At 62.6% G+C, this 15,693-nt stretch carries 16 protein-coding genes and 1 riboswitch; of the genes, 2 read left to right on the forward strand and 14 right to left on the reverse strand.

Annotation, left to right across the window (positions count from 1 at the left end):
• The 9 genes from cobC to cobO form a co-directional block, all read right to left on the reverse strand.
• Window positions 1–576, reverse strand: a complete 576-nt coding sequence (cobC, locus tag FHK92_RS13595) for an alpha-ribazole phosphatase family protein (RefSeq protein WP_181288491.1) — start codon at window positions 574–576, stop codon at window positions 1–3.
• Entirely contained in the window at window positions 573–1,628 is a 1,056-nt protein-coding gene (gene cobT, locus FHK92_RS13600; RefSeq protein WP_181288492.1) for a nicotinate-nucleotide--dimethylbenzimidazole phosphoribosyltransferase, read from the reverse strand. The genes cobC and cobT overlap by 4 nt, the downstream gene beginning before the upstream one ends.
• A complete protein-coding gene (cobU, locus tag FHK92_RS13605) occupies window positions 1,625–2,146 on the reverse strand; it encodes a bifunctional adenosylcobinamide kinase/adenosylcobinamide-phosphate guanylyltransferase (RefSeq protein ID WP_181288493.1) in 522 nt (173 codons plus the stop codon). Before cobU ends, cobT begins: the two co-directional genes overlap by 4 nt.
• A gap of 123 nt (window positions 2,147–2,269) precedes the next feature.
• A complete protein-coding gene (locus FHK92_RS13610; protein WP_181288494.1) occupies window positions 2,270–3,721 on the reverse strand; it encodes a cobyric acid synthase in 1,452 nt (483 codons plus the stop codon).
• Window positions 3,718–4,710 carry a threonine-phosphate decarboxylase CobD gene (cobD, locus tag FHK92_RS13615; RefSeq protein ID WP_181288495.1) on the reverse strand — a complete coding sequence of 331 codons (993 nt, stop codon included), beginning with the start codon at window positions 4,708–4,710 and terminating at the stop codon, window positions 3,718–3,720. Before cobD ends, FHK92_RS13610 begins: the two co-directional genes overlap by 4 nt.
• Window positions 4,703–5,611: an adenosylcobinamide-phosphate synthase CbiB gene (gene cbiB / locus FHK92_RS13620; RefSeq protein WP_181288496.1), complete on the reverse strand. Its 909-nt coding sequence runs from the start codon at window positions 5,609–5,611 to the stop codon at window positions 4,703–4,705. Before cbiB ends, cobD begins: the two co-directional genes overlap by 8 nt.
• A complete protein-coding gene (bluB, locus tag FHK92_RS13625; RefSeq protein WP_181288497.1) occupies window positions 5,608–6,258 on the reverse strand; it encodes a 5,6-dimethylbenzimidazole synthase in 651 nt (216 codons plus the stop codon). Before bluB ends, cbiB begins: the two co-directional genes overlap by 4 nt.
• Window positions 6,255–7,652, reverse strand: a complete 1,398-nt coding sequence (locus tag FHK92_RS13630) for a cobyrinate a,c-diamide synthase (protein WP_181288498.1) — start codon at window positions 7,650–7,652, stop codon at window positions 6,255–6,257. The genes bluB and FHK92_RS13630 overlap by 4 nt, the downstream gene beginning before the upstream one ends.
• A gap of 11 nt (window positions 7,653–7,663) precedes the next feature.
• A complete protein-coding gene (cobO, locus tag FHK92_RS13635; RefSeq protein WP_181288499.1) occupies window positions 7,664–8,275 on the reverse strand; it encodes a cob(I)yrinic acid a,c-diamide adenosyltransferase in 612 nt (203 codons plus the stop codon).
• An 80-nt stretch (window positions 8,276–8,355) separates the two neighbouring features.
• Window positions 8,356–8,565, reverse strand: a riboswitch (cobalamin riboswitch).
• Window positions 8,566–8,724: 159 nt separating this feature from the next.
• On the opposite strand from cobO, the gene FHK92_RS13640 reads away from it, so the two are divergent.
• Together FHK92_RS13640 and FHK92_RS13645 are read left to right on the forward strand one after the other, a co-directional pair.
• Window positions 8,725–9,309 carry a hypothetical protein gene (locus tag FHK92_RS13640; protein ID WP_181288500.1) on the forward strand — a complete coding sequence of 195 codons (585 nt, stop codon included), beginning with the start codon at window positions 8,725–8,727 and terminating at the stop codon, window positions 9,307–9,309.
• Between the two features lie 196 nt (window positions 9,310–9,505).
• Window positions 9,506–10,816 carry a PQQ-dependent sugar dehydrogenase gene (locus FHK92_RS13645; protein WP_181288501.1) on the forward strand — a complete coding sequence of 437 codons (1,311 nt, stop codon included), beginning with the start codon at window positions 9,506–9,508 and terminating at the stop codon, window positions 10,814–10,816.
• 153 nt (window positions 10,817–10,969) lie between these two features.
• On the opposite strand, the gene FHK92_RS13650 is transcribed toward FHK92_RS13645, so the two are convergent.
• The 5 genes from FHK92_RS13650 to FHK92_RS13670 form a co-directional block, all read right to left on the reverse strand.
• Window positions 10,970–11,503 carry a C40 family peptidase gene (locus FHK92_RS13650; protein WP_030142395.1) on the reverse strand — a complete coding sequence of 178 codons (534 nt, stop codon included), beginning with the start codon at window positions 11,501–11,503 and terminating at the stop codon, window positions 10,970–10,972.
• Between the two features lie 165 nt (window positions 11,504–11,668).
• Entirely contained in the window at window positions 11,669–12,295 is a 627-nt protein-coding gene (locus FHK92_RS13655; RefSeq protein ID WP_181288502.1) for a C40 family peptidase, read from the reverse strand.
• 244 nt (window positions 12,296–12,539) lie between these two features.
• Complete coding sequence (hda, locus tag FHK92_RS13660; protein ID WP_003178999.1) at window positions 12,540–13,244, reverse strand: DnaA regulatory inactivator Hda; 705 nt, start codon at window positions 13,242–13,244, stop codon at window positions 12,540–12,542.
• Between the two features lie 169 nt (window positions 13,245–13,413).
• Complete coding sequence (locus FHK92_RS13665; RefSeq protein ID WP_181288503.1) at window positions 13,414–14,487, reverse strand: AI-2E family transporter; 1,074 nt, start codon at window positions 14,485–14,487, stop codon at window positions 13,414–13,416.
• Between the two features lie 31 nt (window positions 14,488–14,518).
• Window positions 14,519–15,577, reverse strand: coding sequence for a DUF2066 domain-containing protein (locus FHK92_RS13670; protein WP_181288504.1), 1,059 nt, complete (start codon window positions 15,575–15,577; stop codon window positions 14,519–14,521).
• Between the last annotated feature and the right edge of the window lie 116 nt (window positions 15,578–15,693).

A 15,693-nucleotide genomic window follows, 5' to 3' on the forward strand; every position in this document is an offset into this window, starting at 1 on the left:
TCAAACCGCCTCTTCGAGCACGGGACCGGACGACACGCTCAGGGAAAACAGCGCTCCATGGCCGACTTCGACATTCAACAACTGCTCGCGAGGCAAGCCGCGAGCCCTGGCCAGCAGCAAGCGCATCACACCGCCATGACTGACCAGCAGGACGCGCTGCCCGGCATGCGCCATGTGCAAGCGCTCGACCGCTGCCAGGACCCGCGCCGAAAACGCCAGCACCGGCTCACCGTCGGGCGGGGTAAAGGCATAAGGATCGGCCCAGAAGCGACCAAGGCCATCGGCGTCGGTCTCCATCAACGCCGCCGCGCTGCGACCTTCCCAGGCGCCGAAATGCAACTCTTGCAAGTCTTTGTCCTGATGCACCGGAACACCCAGCCGTGCGCCAAGTTGTTCGGCGAAACGCGCGCAGCGTTGCAACGGCGAGCACACCAGGCGATCCCATGGCCCGCCTTGCGCCACCGCCGCGTGCATCTGCTCCCAGCCCCTGGCTGTCAAGGCGTCGTCGAGGCTGCCGCGCAACCCGCCGCCCAGTTCGGTTTCGCCGTGACGCAGCAGGTCCAGGCGCAAGGTCATGCCGGACGATCCGCCACGGCCGCTTCGGCAAACGTCGCCATCTGCCCATGGACGTCACAGGCCAGGCGTAGCAGCGGCACCGCCAACGCCGCGCCACTGCCCTCGCCCAGGCGCAAGCCCAGGTCCAGCAGCGGTTCCGCACCGAGGGTTTCCAACACGTGCTTGTGGCCTGGCTCGGCGCCGCGATGACCGAACAGCAGCCATGGACGGCATTCAGGATTGAGTCGCACCGCCACCAGCGCCGCAACGCTGCAAATGAAGCCATCCACCAGCACGGCGACGCCTTGCTGGGCACAGGCCAGATAAGCCCCAGTCAACGCGGCGATTTCAAAGCCACCGAGGTTGAACAACGTCTGCAACGGGTCGTTGCCTTGGGCACTGTGCAGCGCCAGGGCGCGCTCGATGACGATGGCCTTGCGGCTGACCCCCGCCGCATCCAACCCCGTCCCTGGCCCGACCAGATGCGCCACCGGACAATCGAGCAAGGCACAGGCCAGCGCGCTGGCGGCCGTGGTATTACCGATGCCCATCTCGCCGCCAATGAACAATTGCGTCCCGCCCGCCACGGCACGCATCACACTGTCGCGCCCGGCTTGCAGGGCCTGTTCGCCCTGATCCAGGGTCATCGCCGGCCCCTGGACGAAGTTCGCGGTGCCAGGGCCAAGGTTCAAATGGCGCACGCCGGGCAAGTCCAGCGAAGGCGTCACGGTGCCCAGGTCAACCACTTCGAGCGAAGCATTCAGTTGCCGTGCGAGCACGCTGATGGCCGCGCCGCCGCTGACGAAGTTGAGCAGCATTTGCCCGGTGACTTCCTGGGGATACGCCGAGACCCCTTCGGCCACGACGCCATGATCACCGGCAAAAATGGCGATCCAGAGCCGATCCAGGCTCGGCTTGAGCTGCCCTTGCAGGCCCGCGAGTTGCACCGCCACCGATTCCAGGCGGCCGAGGGAGCCGGCCGGTTTGGTCAGCTGTTGCTGACGGGCCGCAGCCTGCTCCAGCGCCAGCGTATCAACGGGCTTGCATGGGTCCAGCCACCAGCGATGATTCATAACGCAATTCCTTTAAGGGTCAGGGGCAAGCCGGCGACGGTCAGCACGACGCGCTGACAACGTTCGGCCAGGGCTTGATGCAGCCAACCGGCTTCATCGACGTAACGACGGGTCAGCTCGCCCAGCGGCACGACGCCCATGCCGGTTTCGTTGCTGACGAAAATGACTTCACCTGGGAGTGCGCTGATGCAGTCCAGCAGCGCTTCACGCTCGGCGATCAACCGTTCGGGATCGTCGAGCATCAGCAAGTTGGTCAGCCACAGGGTCAGGCAGTCCACCAGCAGGCATCGTTCGGTTGCGGCGTTTTCTTGCAGCACCCGCGCCAGCGCCAACGGTTCCTCCACCAGCGCCCATTCGGCCGGACGGCGGGCGCGGTGCTGGGCGACACGCTGGTTCATCTCGCCGTCGAGGGGTTGGCTGGTGGCGATGTAGGTCACCGGTAATTGTGTTTCTGTCGCGAGTTTTTCGGCCAGGCGACTCTTGCCGGAGCGGGCGCCGCCCAAGATCAATTGGAGCATGGGGTATTACCTTTTATTCGGCGTATGGCGACTGTCGTCATCGCGAGCAAGCTCGCTCCCACAGTTTGAAATGCATTCCCTTGTGGGAGCGAGCTTGCTCGCGATGAGGCCAGCCTAGCCAACCTAGATCCCACAGAGTTCACGCAGCAACCCGGTATCGAGATGCCGCTCCACCAGGTCCGCCAACCGTTCGATATCTCGCTCGCGCAAGCCGTGGTAATCCACCGCCTGTACGTCCTCCAGACCCGACCAACGCAGCAACGCGCTGCTGGCCGCCGGCGATTCAAACAGCCCGTGCAGATAAGTCCCGACAATCTGCCCGTCCAGGCTCCGAGCGCCATCGCAACGGCCGTCATCGAGATGCACCGCAGCATGTTCCAGAGCGGGGCCGACGGTCACGCCCGCGTGGATCTCGTAGCCGCTGACCTCGGCGTCTTCCAAAGCCAGCCGCCCGCAAACATTGCGCAATTGCTTCTCGCGTTCCAGAGTCGTTTCGAAATCCAACAGGCCCAGCCCGGCACTGGAGCCCGCCGCGCCTTCCAGGCCGAGCGGGTCATGGACGTGCTGGCCAAGCATCTGCAGACCGCCACAAATGCCCAGTAACCTGCCGCCGTAGCGCAGGTGTCGAGCGATCGCCGTTTCCCAGCCGTTGGCTCGGAGAAAGGCCAAGTCGCTGCGCACACTTTTGGAACCGGGCAGGATGATCAAGTCGGCTGGCGGGATGGCCTGGCCGGGACCGATGAATTGCAAATCGACTTGTGGATGCAGGCGCAGCGGGTCGAAATCGGTGTGGTTGCTGATGCGTGGCAGGACCGGCACCACCACCTTGAGCACCTGTTCGGCTTTGTCGGCCTGACGCTGGTCGAGGCCATCCTCGGCCTCCAGATGCAAGTCCATGACATAGGGCAGCACGCCGATCACCGGTTTGCCGGTGCGCGCTTCCAGCCAATCCAGGCCGGGCTGCAGCAAAGCAAGGTCGCCGCGGAAACGGTTGATGATGAAGCCTTTGACACGCGCCTGTTCGCTGGGCGAAAGCAGTTCCAGGGTGCCGACCAGATGGGCGAACACACCACCACGGTTGATGTCGGCGATCAACAACACCGGGCAGTCGACCGCCTCGGCGAAGCCCATGTTGGCGATATCTCCAGCCCGCAGATTGATCTCCGCCGGCGATCCCGCGCCCTCGACCATGACGACCGGATAGGTCGCGCTCAATCGTTCATGGGAAGCAAGCACCGCCTGCATCGCGATGGCCTTGTAATCGTGATAGGCCACCGCGTTCATGGTGGTGACGGCGCGGCCATGGATGATGACTTGCGCGCCGGTGTCGCTGTTGGGCTTGAGCAGGACCGGGTTCATGTCGGTGTGCGGTTCGAGGCCGCACGCCTGGGCCTGGACGGCCTGGGCCCGGCCGATTTCGCCACCGTCGGCGGTCACTGCGCTGTTAAGGGCCATGTTCTGCGGCTTGAACGGCACCACGCGCACGCCCTGACGCGTGACCCAGCGGCACAGCGCCGTGACCAACGTACTTTTACCTGCATCGGAAGTGGTGCCCTGCACCATCAGGGTTGTCATGGAGTGTCCTTGGCGTAGGCCTCGAAAGCCTGTTCGAGGCGCAGGAATTGCGCGTCGTCAGCCGGCAGTCCGAAGCGCAGGCTGCTGGTCTCGGTGAAGAGCCGCAGGAGAATGCCGCGATGGGCCAGGAATTCGTAAAGCGCTTGGGCATGTTCAGTGACTAGCCGTTGGAACAACGCGCAACCGCCCTGGGGCTTGAAGCCGTGGCGTTCCAGCGTCATGACCAGGCGTTGGCTGGTTTCTACGCAACGCTCGCGCTGCCGTGCATGGGCTTCGGTGTCGAGCAGACAAGCTTCACCCAAAATCCGGGTTGGCCCGCTGATGGCCCACGGCCCGACTTGCTCGGCGAGCAGCTTCAGCAAACGGCGCTCGGCCAGGACGAACCCCAGGCGAACCCCGGCCAGGCCAAAGAATTTGCCGAACGAGCGCAACACGATCAGCCCGACCTGATGGGCATGGGCGCCGAGGCTGAGATGCGGCGTGATATCCATGAACGCCTCATCCACCACCAGCCAGCCACCACGCTGGGCCAACCGTGCGTGCCAGTCGAGCAAGCGTTCGGGGCTCAGGCTCAGGCCCGTGGGATTGTTCGGATTGACCACCACCAACACGTCGAGGCTGTCGAGAAAGAAGTCCACTTCCGCCTCCAGCACTTCGCGCACGATATAACCGCAACGGCGCCAGGCTTCGGCGTGCTCGGCGTAACAAGGCGACAAGACGCCGACCTTGCCGGCCCGGCGCAGGCGCGGCAACAGTTGGATGGCCATCTGCGAACCGGCCACCGGCAGCACATGCGTCGCTTCGTAGTAATCGCACGCGGCCTGTTCCAATCCATCGTCGGCCTCGGGCAGGCGCGCCCAGGCCCGCGGCGGGATTGGTGGAATGTCGAACGGCCAGGGCGCCAGGCCACTGGACAGGTCGAGCCAATCGGCCTCGGCAATGCCGTATTGCCGGGAAGCGTTGCGCAGTCGTCCACCATGCTCAAGCATAGAACTCGGCTCCGAGGCAGAGAATCAGCAGCCATAACCATACGCCGCGCTGCACCAATTGCCAGCCGCGATCAATGGAATCGGCACTGGCCGGCACGCCTTCGCCCAACGGCGGACGCAGATGCAGTTCGCCGTGATACACCGCCGCGCCGCCCAGTTCCACGCCCAGCGCACCAGCGCCAGCGGCCATCACCGGCCCGGCGTTGGGGCTGTCCCAGGTCGGCCCCTGGGTTCGCCAGCATTTGAGCGCCAGGCGGGTCTTGCCGAGGACGGCGTAGGTCAACGCCACCAAGCGCGCGGGAATATAGTTGAGCACATCATCGATCTTTGCCGCCGCCCAGCCAAACCGCTCGAAGCGCTCGTTGCGATAGCCCCACATGGCGTCGAGGGTATTGCTCAAGCGGTACAGCACCACGCCGGGCGCACCGGCCACCGCGAACCAGAACAACGCCGCAAACACCGCATCGCTGCCGTTTTCCAGCACCGACTCGGTGGCGGCACGGGCGACAGCGGTTTCGTCCAATTCTGCCGTCTGGCGACTGACCAGATAACTGACCCGCTGGCGCGCCTCGTCCAGATCGCCACGGCGTAACGCCCTGGCCACCGGCTCAACATGCTCGCCGAGGCTGCGCAAACCGAGGGCGCAGTACAACGCGAGAATGTCCACCAGCCAGCCCACCAATGGCGCCCAGGACAACGCCGTGGCCAGCAGCGTCAAGGGCAGCACGGCGATGATCCACGCGGTGACACCGTGACTGCGCCAGCCACGCCCACCGGAATTGAAGCGTTGTTCGATGCGATTGGCAAAAGCCCCGAATGCCACCAGCGGATGCCCGCGCCGGGGCTCGCCCAGCAGAGCATCCAACGCCACCGCGGCGGCGCTGAGCAACGCTACGCTCATGGGCGCACTCCCCAGCGGTTTTCATAAAGCAGTTCATTGAGCGGACGCGGTTGCGCCCAGCCTTCCAGGGCAAGCATCGGCGCAGGATAAAAGCCCTCGACCGGCCCGAGGCACAAGATCGCCAGCGGTTTTGCCCCGGCGGGCAGGCCCAGCAGATCGGCCAGGGCCTGAGGCTCGAACAACGACACCCAGCCCATTCCCAGCCCTTCGACACGCGCCGCCAACCACAGATTCTGGATGGCGCAGGACAGCGAGGCCAAATCCATTTCCGGCAAAGTCCGACGGCCGAAAATGTGCCGCTCGCGATCATCCATCAAAGCCGCTACTAGAACTTCGGCACAGTCGTGGATGCCTTCGACCTTGAGTTTCATGAATTCGTCGCTGCGCTCGCCCAGGGCTTCGGCGGTGCGGACGCGCTCTTCTTCCACCAGATGCTGGATTTCGCCGCGCAAGGCGCGATTGCTGATGCGAATGAATCGCCACGGTTGCATGAGCCCGACGCTGGGCGCCTGGTGTGCGGCTTCCAGCAGGCGACGCAGCAATTGCGGCTCGACGGTGCCGCCGCTGAAATGGCGCATGTCGCGGCGTTCGGCGATGGCCCGGTAGACGGCTTCGCGTTCGGCCTGGGAAAACGTGGTGTCTGTCATGGCCGATTCGCGAGCAGGCTCGCTCCCACATTGGCAGGCGTCGTACCAGAGATCACGCAATCCCCTGTGGGAGCGAGCTTGCTCGCGATAGCGGCCCCGAGATCAGGCGCAAACAACGCGGCAATCGCCCTCGGGTTGGACGGAAAATAGAAATGCACGTAGGAAGCCGTCATCCGCCCTTGTCGGAAAACCGCCTCCGCCCCTCGCCCGCCATTCGGGCTGTGCCCACGGGCAATCGGTTCAAGCTCGGTATGAGTCAGTGAATGATGGTAGGTATGCCCGCGCAGGGAACCTTCCGGCAAATCTACCGATTGCAACGCGAGGGCCGCCAGGCGCTTCTGCATCTGCGCATCCCCGGCCAGCAAACCCAGCAGTTCGGCGCGGACGCCCTCGACGTCGGTCAACGAATCAAGCAGGTAGAGCATGCCGCCGCATTCGGCGAGCAGCGGTTTGCCGGCCGCATGGTGGGCACGGATCGCTGCCAGCATCGGCGCGTTTTGCGCCAGGGCGACGTGGTGCAGTTCGGGATAACCGCCAGGCAGGTAAAGACTGTCCGCCTCGGGCAATTGGGTATCGTGAATGGGTGAGAAGAAACGCAACTGCGCGCCCATGGCCCGCAGCAGATCGAGGCTCGCGCCGTAAGTGAAGGCAAACGCCTCATCCCTGGCGACAGCGATGCGCACACCCTCAAGCCACGGCTCAACAACGGTCACCTCCGGAGCCGCGAACTCAACGCTGGGCGGCAAGGCCACTTCACAACTGCTGGCCAACGCCTCGGCGGCCGCATCCAGGCGAACGTCCAGGTCGTTCAACTCACTGGCCTGGACCAGCCCAAGATGACGGCTTGGCAACTCGATGCCGGTTTCCCGGGACAACGCGCCATACCAACGCAAGCCCTCGGTCAGGCTGCCTTCGAGCAATTGCGCGTGACGCAAGGTCCCGACCCGGTTGGCCAAGACCCCGGCGAACGGCAGGTCCGGTTGATAACGCGCCAGGCCCAAGGCCAGGGCGCCGAAGGTCTGGGCCATGGCGGTGCCGTCGATCACGGCGAGGACCGGCACGCCGAAATGCCGCGCCAGGTCGGCACTGGACGGCGTGCCGTCGAACAATCCCATCACCCCTTCGATCAGGATCAGGTCCGCTTCGGCGGCGGCTTCCCACAACAGTCGGCGACTTTCCTGTTCGCCGACCATCCACATGTCCAATTGATAGACCGGCGCGCCACTGGCTCGCTCAAGGATCATCGGGTCGAGGAAATCCGGGCCGCACTTGAACACCCGCACCTTGCGCCCCTGGTTGCGATGCAACCGTGCCAGGGCGGCGGTGACGGTGGTCTTGCCCTGGCCCGAAGCCGGGGCGGCAATCAGCACCGCCGGACAGTGGCGACTGGTCATCGGCACATCGCTCACAGCTCGACGCCTTTCTGCGCCTTGATGCCGGCCTGGAACGCATGCTTGATCATGCCCATTTCAGTCACGGTATCGGCCAACTCGATCATCTCGGGCTTGGCGCCGCGACCGGTCACCACCACATGCTGCATTGGCGGGCGTGCTTGCAGATCGCTCAGGATCTGATCGAGGTCGAGATAGCCGTGCTTGAGGGCAATGTTCAATTCGTCTAGTACCACCAGCCCGATCGATGGATCGCTGAGCAACTGGCGCGACACGGCCCAGGCCGCTTCGGCGGCGGCGATGTCACGCTGGCGGTCCTGGGTTTCCCAGGTGAAACCTTCGCCCATGACATGAAAACGCACCTGCTCGGGGAAGCGGCGGAAGAACAGTTCCTCGCCGGTGCTGTTGCGCCCCTTGATGAACTGCACCACACCGCATTGCATGCCGTGGCCCATGGCCCGGGCCAGCATGCCGAATGCCGAACTGCTCTTGCCCTTGCCGTTGCCGGTCAGCACCAGCAGCAGGCCGCATTCGTTCGGCGAGTTGGCGATGCGCTCGTCAATCACGGCTTTCTTGCGCAGCATGCGCGCCAGGTGGCGTTCGTCGCGATCAGGCGTGTCGGTCATGGGGGAGCTCTCCGTTGGGACTGGATAACGGCGGGCGGGCAAAAAAAAGACGGCAATGAGCCTGGCATCGCCCACCGTGATGCCGTTGGATGAATCAGGCCGGTCTCCGGGCTCATGAGCGGCATAACGCCTGGCTACGCGCCTTCCCATGTCATCGGACACAGTGGCCTATACGCAGCGTTGACTCATTTACCGTTGCGGGGGCAGCGCCGGGTTTGCATGCGCGCACCGGCTTCCCTGTTTCACCCTATCGGCCATTGCCATAGAGCACCTGAAACAAGCCGCGAAGGTTAGAGGGTTGGGGGTGGAGCGTCAATTAAAGCCGCGACTGCCAAAGTCCCGGACATTGGCCCGGATCAATAAACTGACGTCAATCTTGTGTGATGCTGCGGCAAGTGATATCAAAGAGACATCATTACCCGATATCACAAGAACAAGAGGGCAAACGCATGCAAGGCATGATCATCAGCAATCCGAAGCTGGAATTCCTGCGCCCGGTGTTGGAACGCTGGTTCGACTGTATCGACCGCTACAACGCCGTGCGCGGCGATAACGACACACCTTATTGGCACGATGAAAAAGCCAACCTCGGGTTGCTGTCGGCCGCCGCCTGGATGGCTGAAATGGTCACGCTGCAGGACGCGTCCACGCGCAAACAGAACGAAGAAGGCGAACGCAACGCCCGCGCCGACCTGTTGATTGCCAGTACTGATGAACGCGCCTTCATCCAGGCGACCCAACGCTGGCCGAAGGTCAACAACCTGAACCTGACCCAACCCTTGCTGGAGGCCACCAGCGACGCCAAGCGCATCAGTTATGCCAGCGACTTGAGGCTCGGCTGCCTGTTCGTCGCCCCGCAAAAAGCCCAGCAGAGCACCACGCCCGAAGAGCTGCAGGACATGATCGATGATCTGCAAAAGGAAAACACCTGCGCCGTGGCTTGGTATTTCCCTTATGCCTATCGCAAGCTGCGCAACGAAACCGGGCACTATCATCCTGGCATCGCGGTGCTGTTCAAGCAGGCTCATGGTTAACGCCACACAAAAAACTGTGGGAGCGAGCTTGCTCGCGATGGCGGGTTATCAGTTGCGTCAGGGTCGTCTGACACACCGCTATCGCGAGCAAGCTCGCTCCCACAAGGATCGCTTGGCTGAATGACCACCCACCGTTGAACCATCCCACGTCTACGCTTCTCTATGAATAACACCATGCATTCATAGGGAAGCCCGCATGCTCAAGCCATCTCACCTGTTGATCGTCGCCCTTGCTACCGGGCTAGTCGCTTGTGGCGAATCTTCCACGCTGCAGGTTTCCGACGGGATCGGCCCGTCGCCGAAACTGCCCGAGCCGAACAAGACCTTGATCCCCACGGTGAATATCGCCGAAGCCGTCGGCTGGCCGGACGGCGCCAAGCCGACCCCGGCCCAAGGCCTGAAGGTGGCGGCATTCGCCGAGGGGCTGGATCATCCACGCTGGCTTTACGTCCTGCCCAATGGCGACGTACTGGTGGCGGAAACCAACGCACCACCCAAGCCCGACGATGCCAAGGGCATTCGTGGCTGGGTCATGAAAAAAGTCATGGGGCGCGCCGGCGCTGGGGTGCCAAGCCCCAACCGCATCACCTTGCTGCGCGACGCCAATCATGACGGCATTGCGGAAACGCGGACGATCTTCCTGGAGAATCTCAACTCACCGTTCGGCATGACACTGGTAGGCAATGACCTGTATGTGGCCGACACCGACCGGTTGATCCGCTTCCCTTATAAGGAAGGCAACACGAAGATCACGGCACAGCCGACCAAAGTGGTCGATTTGCCGGGCGGCACGCTCAACCATCACTGGACCAAGAACGTGATCGCCAGCCGGGACGGCAGCAAGCTGTACGTCACCACAGGCTCGAACAGCAACGTTGCGGAAAATGGCATGGAGGCGGAAGAAGGTCGCGCGGCGATCTGGGAAGTGGACCGGGCCACTGGTGCTCATCGCATCTTCGCCTCGGGCTTGCGCAACCCCAACGGCCTCGCATGGGAGCCCCGCAGCGGCGCGTTGTGGACGGCGGTAAACGAACGGGACGAGATTGGCAGCGACCTGGTGCCTGACTACATCACCTCGGTGAAGGACGGCGGCTTCTACGGCTGGCCCTACAGTTACTACGGGCAGCACGTGGACATCCGGGTCGAACCACAAGACCCCGAGCTGGTGGCCAAGGCTATCGCCCCCGATTATGCCGTCGGCCCCCACACTGCTTCATTGGGCCTGACCTTCGCCGAAGGCAGCACCCTGCCCGCGCCCTTCACCGAAGGGGCCTTCGTCGGGCAACACGGTTCCTGGAACCGCAAGCCCCACAGTGGCTACAAAGTGATCTTCGTTCCTTTCAGCGCAGGCAAACCGGTGGGGCAATCGGTGGATGTGCTGACGGGTTTTCTCAATGCAGACGAAAAAGCCCAGGGCCGGCCGGTGGGCGTGGTGATAGATAAACAAGGTGGGTTGTTGGTGGCGGATGACGTGGGGAACAAGGTCTGGCGGGTGTCGGCCAAATGACCATCACTAAAGACTTGTGATATCCCTGTGGCGAGGGAGCTTGCTCCCGCTGGGACGGTCCAACACTTCGGGCGAAGCGGCCCCAAGCTTTTGGCGGTTGCTTCGCAACCGAGCGGGAGCAAGCTCCCTCGCCACAAAAGCCCATCAGCAAACCTATGGATTACGCGCCAGATGCTCCGGCTGCAATACGCGTTTGGCGCCCAGGTAGGCTTTCTGCCAATAGGCCTTGGACAGACTGTCGAGCTTGACCGTCCCGCCCGTCGCCGGCGCATGGACGAAACGCCCTTCCCCCACGTAGATCCCGGCGTGGCTGACCTGGGAGCCGCCATTGGTGGCGAAGAAAACCAGGTCGCCCGTTTCCAACGCATCCTTGCCGACCTCCGGCGCACGCATGCTGATCATCTCCCGAGTCGAACGCGGCAGGGAAATACCAGCGGCGTCACGGTAGACGTAGCCGATCAAGCCACTGCAATCAAAACCTGAATCTGGCGTGTTGCCACCCCAGCGATAAGGTGTTCCCACGAGCCCCAGCGCCCGGAAGAGCACGTCTTCAGCGGCCGGAGACGAAGGTTGGGAGGGAGCGAATACCACCGGAGCCCGCACTGGCGCGGGTGGCGGAGTGCGACTGGCACATGCGCTGAGCAGCGCGGCAAGGAGCATGAGAGCGAGGCGGGCCGACGTCGACATATGCAGAACAATCCTGATCTGGATGCGGCTTTTCTGCCGTGGAGATGGAAACAAATCCGCCCGCGTAGTACGCAGGCGGATTGCCATCAATCAATGATCAAGGATTCTAGCGGCTATGGGGCAAACTTCAAGTAAGACTTTAAGTTTGCCCTACAAACTGTGCGCTTACTTGCGAGCCGTGACCACGGTCGGCGCCATGGCGAGGGCGCGCTTGGCTTCAAGGAAGGTCTTGCTCCAGTAGCTGTCGCCCAGGCTGTCGATTCGCACCCCACCGCTGCGGCGGCTGCTGGAGTGGATGAACTGGTTGTCGCCCAGGTAGATACCGGCGTGACTGACGCGACCGCGACGACCGTTGGTGCTGAAGAACAGCAGGTCACCGGGTTCCAGCTGATTGCGTGCAACCAGTGGGGCGTTCACGTTGATCATTTCGCGAGTGGAACGCGGCAGGTTCATGCCGGCCTCTTCGCGGAACAGATAACCGATGAAACCGCTGCAATCGAAGCCGGCTTCAGATGTACCGCCAAAACGATAACGAGTGCCGATCAAGGACATGCCGCGCTCCAGGATACTGTCTGCCAGCACTGGAAGCTGATAAGGCTTGCTGCCGGCGAACTCTGCCAGCTCTTTATCGGTGGCCATTTCTTCCTGGAACGCAACGGAGGAAGACTGGGCGGTTACGGAATTCTTGACCTGTGCTTGTGGCGCTTGCTGGGACACTGGGGAGTGGGCAGCGCAACCGAACAACAGGGTAACGAGTGCGAGAGGCACGAGGGGTGCGAAGCGATTTAGCATGGGCACGACCGTGGCTGGAGTAGTAAAGATGGCGAGACTATGCCTTCTATCGTCCTCATTTGCAAATTCAATCGATGCAAATGTGACTTCTCGGTTTTACGTTTACATCTAAGCGCTTAAGCCCATTTTGAACTGTGGCGAGGGAGCTTGCTCCCGCTGGGCTGCGCAGCGGCCCCTTTTTTGAGCGCTTCGCACTCAAGCGGGAGCAAGCTCCCTCGCCACAAAACACCTCGCCAAAATTTTTTTACCAGCCCAAGGTTTCTTTCAAAAAAGGAATCGTCAGCTTGCGCTGGGCCTGGAGGGAGGCCTGGTCGAGGCGTTCGAGCAGCTCGAACAAAGCGCTCATGCTGCGGGTGCCACGGGTGAGAATGAAATGCCCGACCTCATCGGTCAGGTGCAAGCCACGGCGGGAAGCGCGCAGTTGCAGCGCCCGCAGCTTGTCTTCATCGGAGAGCGGGCGCATCTGGAAAATCAGCGCCAGGGTCAGGCGGGACTTCAAGTCAGCCAGTTTCACCGGCAGCTCTCGCGGCGACGTCGATGCAGCGATCAACAAGCGCCGCCCACTGTCGCGCAACCGGTTGAACAGGTGGAACAGTGCTTCTTCCCAATCAGCCTTGCCGGCCACGGCCTGGAGATCGTCCAGGCAGACCAGTTCGTATTGTTCAAGGTTGTCGAGAATTTCAACGCCACGATCGAGCAGTTCCGCCAGTGGCAGGTACACCGCCGGCTCGCCCAGTTGTTCGAATCGCAGGCACGCGGCCTGCAGAAGATGCGTGCGCCCTACTCCATCCTTGCCCCACAGGTAGATCAGGCTCTCCGTCCAGCCGGCGTCGGCTTCGCAAAGCCGCTCGACATAGCCGAGTGCAGCGGCATTGGCGCCTGGATAGTAGTTGATGAAGGTGGCGTCATCACGCAGACGCACACCAAGGGGCAGCTGAATCGGTTTCATGCTGACTGAACAGTTCCAAAGGAACCATTAGTGGCCTCTGTGTAAAGTTCGCAAAGTTTATACCCGTGACGCGGACCGCACAATGCGCCGGACCACGAGCAAAATCAAAGGTTTGCAGCGACAAGGGCGCGCAGCGTCAGTTTCCCTGACACCTCGCGCGCCCTTGGCCTTACAGGTCGGGGTCTTCGACGCCGCTATAAATGTCCGAATCCTTGTACAGATCGTGCACATGACGCACCAGCACCATGATCACCGCTGCCACCGGCAGCGCCAGCAGGATCCCGGTGAAACCGAACAACTCGCCACCCGCCAGGATCGCGAAGATCACCGCCACAGGATGCAAGCCAATGCGATCGCCTACCAGCAAGGGCGTCAGTACCATGCCTTCCAGGGCCTGTCCAACCATGAACACCGCCACGATGCCGACCATGGGGTACAGGTCGCCACCGAACTGGAACAGCCCGGCAACCAGCGCCGCGCCGATGCCGATGACAAACCCCATGTAAGGCACGATGGCCGCCAACCCGGCGATCATCCCGATCAACAACCCGAGTTCCAGCCCCACCAGCATCAACCCAGCCGCGTAGATGAAGCCCAGCGCCACCATGACGAGCAGTTGGCCGCGCACGAATGCGCCTAGCACCTCATGACATTCGCCAGTCAGCGTCATGATGCGCTCCTCGCGATGACGCGGCAGCAGGCTGCGGATCTTGGCCATCATCAAATCCCAGTCGCGCAACAGATAGAAACTCACCACCGGGATCAACACCAGGTTCGCCAGCCAACCGATCAACGCCAGACTCGACGCCGTGGCCTGGCTCAACACCACGCCGACGATATCGGTGGTCTGGCCCATGTGCTCGCTGATGGCGGCCTTGACCCTGTCGAATTTCCAGAAGCCATCCGCCAACCCCAGCTTCGACTGCACCCATGGCACCGCGCTGTGCTGGAGCCAGTCGAGCATCTGTGGCGCCAGCTCATACAGGCGAAACAGTTGCTTGGCGAGCATCGGAATCAGCACCAGCAACAGCGCGCTGACGATCAAGGTAAACAGCGCGAACACCGCCACTACGCCCCAGGTCCTGGACAGCCCGAGCTTCTCCAGGCGATCGACCACCGGATCGAACAGGTAGGCCAACAACAGCGCAACCAGGAACGGCGTGAGGATCGGATGCAGCAAGTAGATAAATGCAATCAGCAGGGCGACCCCACCCAACCAGAACCAACGCCGCGTATCGCCCATGAACCACTCCTGACCCTATATAAAGAAGAAACTACCAGCGGAACCGCAGATTGGCCGCCGGCGCGGGCGCTGGCTGGGCGGGCGCAACGGTCCCATCGACGGCGGGCTGGACCGCAGGCGTTGGCGCTACAGCCTCACCGGCGGGGATTTCCTGCAGTTTCGCCAGGGCCAACTGTGCTTTCAATTGCTCGGCGCTGCCGTTGACCTTGTAGAAACTCATGTCACCTTCGACCCGTTGCAATTGCCCACCGAACGGTTCGAGCAACCGCCCCAGGGCCGCGTAACGCTCAAGACTCATGCCCTGCACTTCCAGCAACTGTTCGGTCGCCACACCCGGCTTGGCCACGAAACGTGGTGCCAGGCGCTGGCTCACCGCCAACATTACGGCATCGGCCAATGCCGCCGGATCAGCCCCTTGCGCATTGCCTTGCTCGCGCTGGTCGCCCAACCACAGGCGCCAGGTCGCTTGCCATTGGCCGCCCTCTTCTTTCGCGTGGACAGCCAGCAAAGCGTCTGAGCCATAACGCTCCGAAGCATTACGCAACGGAGCCGGGTCATTGCCTTCCAGGTTCGGTGCCGTCGCGACAATCTGCTCGCTCAGGTCCGCCAGCGGCAAGTGCAACGGCAACCCCCGGTGCTGAGCGGCACGGCGCAGCGGCGTAGCACTGCCTTGCCCATCCCCCACCAGGCTGGAACCTTCCGCCGAATCATTCAGCCACCAGGCCAGGATCGAAGGACGATTAGCTCCCCAAAGCGATAGACCCGCCGAGCGCAACGCGCGATCGGTGCTGGCAGGATCGAAGTCTACTTGCAGGCTCTCGGGCGGACCGGCATCGTAGCCGTATTGAAGAATGATTTGCTGCGGGTCCTTGCGGGTCGCCGCCAGGCCTGGGTTCTGAGCGGCCTTGGCGTCGCCGGTCAGGCGCAGCACCAAGGTGTCCAGGGCTCGCAACGTCGCCTGGTTACGCTCGTCCGGCGCCTGGCTGCTGACCGGCTCACGCACCTGGTAAAGGTTATTGAGGGTTTCGGCATGGCTCGCGAGGCTGATCAGCGACAAGCAGCCAACAGACAAGAATTTGAACAAACGCATGGAGGATTCCCGGACATAACGGCTGGCACCGGCCGTGTGGAGAAGATTGAGCATGGCTGTGACACGGCACCAGGCAAAACATTCACCTGCCCGATGCAAGTTTCCACGGTCATAAC

The sequence above is a fragment of the Pseudomonas brassicacearum subsp. neoaurantiaca genome (genome assembly GCF_013608025.1).
Classification (GTDB): domain Bacteria; phylum Pseudomonadota; class Gammaproteobacteria; order Pseudomonadales; family Pseudomonadaceae; genus Aquipseudomonas.

Coding starts and splice junctions, on each gene's coding strand:
- FHK92_RS13655 (WP_181288502.1), bottom strand. CDS start 12,295: ATGCTAAATCGCTTCGCACCCCTCGTGCCTCTCGCACTCGTTACCCTG.
- cobD (WP_181288495.1), bottom strand. CDS start 4,710: ATGCTTGAGCATGGTGGACGACTGCGCAACGCTTCCCGGCAATACGGC.
- cobT (WP_181288492.1), bottom strand. CDS start 1,628: ATGAATCATCGCTGGTGGCTGGACCCATGCAAGCCCGTTGATACGCTG.
- FHK92_RS13610 (WP_181288494.1), bottom strand. CDS start 3,721: ATGACAACCCTGATGGTGCAGGGCACCACTTCCGATGCAGGTAAAAGT.
- FHK92_RS13630 (WP_181288498.1), bottom strand. CDS start 7,652: ATGACCAGTCGCCACTGTCCGGCGGTGCTGATTGCCGCCCCGGCTTCG.
- cobU (WP_181288493.1), bottom strand. CDS start 2,146: ATGCTCCAATTGATCTTGGGCGGCGCCCGCTCCGGCAAGAGTCGCCTG.
- bluB (WP_181288497.1), bottom strand. CDS start 6,258: ATGACAGACACCACGTTTTCCCAGGCCGAACGCGAAGCCGTCTACCGG.
- cobO (WP_181288499.1), bottom strand. CDS start 8,275: ATGACCGACACGCCTGATCGCGACGAACGCCACCTGGCGCGCATGCTG.
- cobC (WP_181288491.1), bottom strand. CDS start 576: ATGACCTTGCGCCTGGACCTGCTGCGTCACGGCGAAACCGAACTGGGC.
- hda (WP_003178999.1), bottom strand. CDS start 13,244: ATGAAACCGATTCAGCTGCCCCTTGGTGTGCGTCTGCGTGATGACGCC.
- FHK92_RS13645 (WP_181288501.1), top strand. CDS start 9,506: ATGCTCAAGCCATCTCACCTGTTGATCGTCGCCCTTGCTACCGGGCTA.
- FHK92_RS13640 (WP_181288500.1), top strand. CDS start 8,725: ATGCAAGGCATGATCATCAGCAATCCGAAGCTGGAATTCCTGCGCCCG.
- FHK92_RS13670 (WP_181288504.1), bottom strand. CDS start 15,577: ATGCGTTTGTTCAAATTCTTGTCTGTTGGCTGCTTGTCGCTGATCAGC.
- cbiB (WP_181288496.1), bottom strand. CDS start 5,611: ATGAGCGTAGCGTTGCTCAGCGCCGCCGCGGTGGCGTTGGATGCTCTG.
- FHK92_RS13650 (WP_030142395.1), bottom strand. CDS start 11,503: ATGTCGACGTCGGCCCGCCTCGCTCTCATGCTCCTTGCCGCGCTGCTC.
- FHK92_RS13665 (WP_181288503.1), bottom strand. CDS start 14,487: ATGGGCGATACGCGGCGTTGGTTCTGGTTGGGTGGGGTCGCCCTGCTG.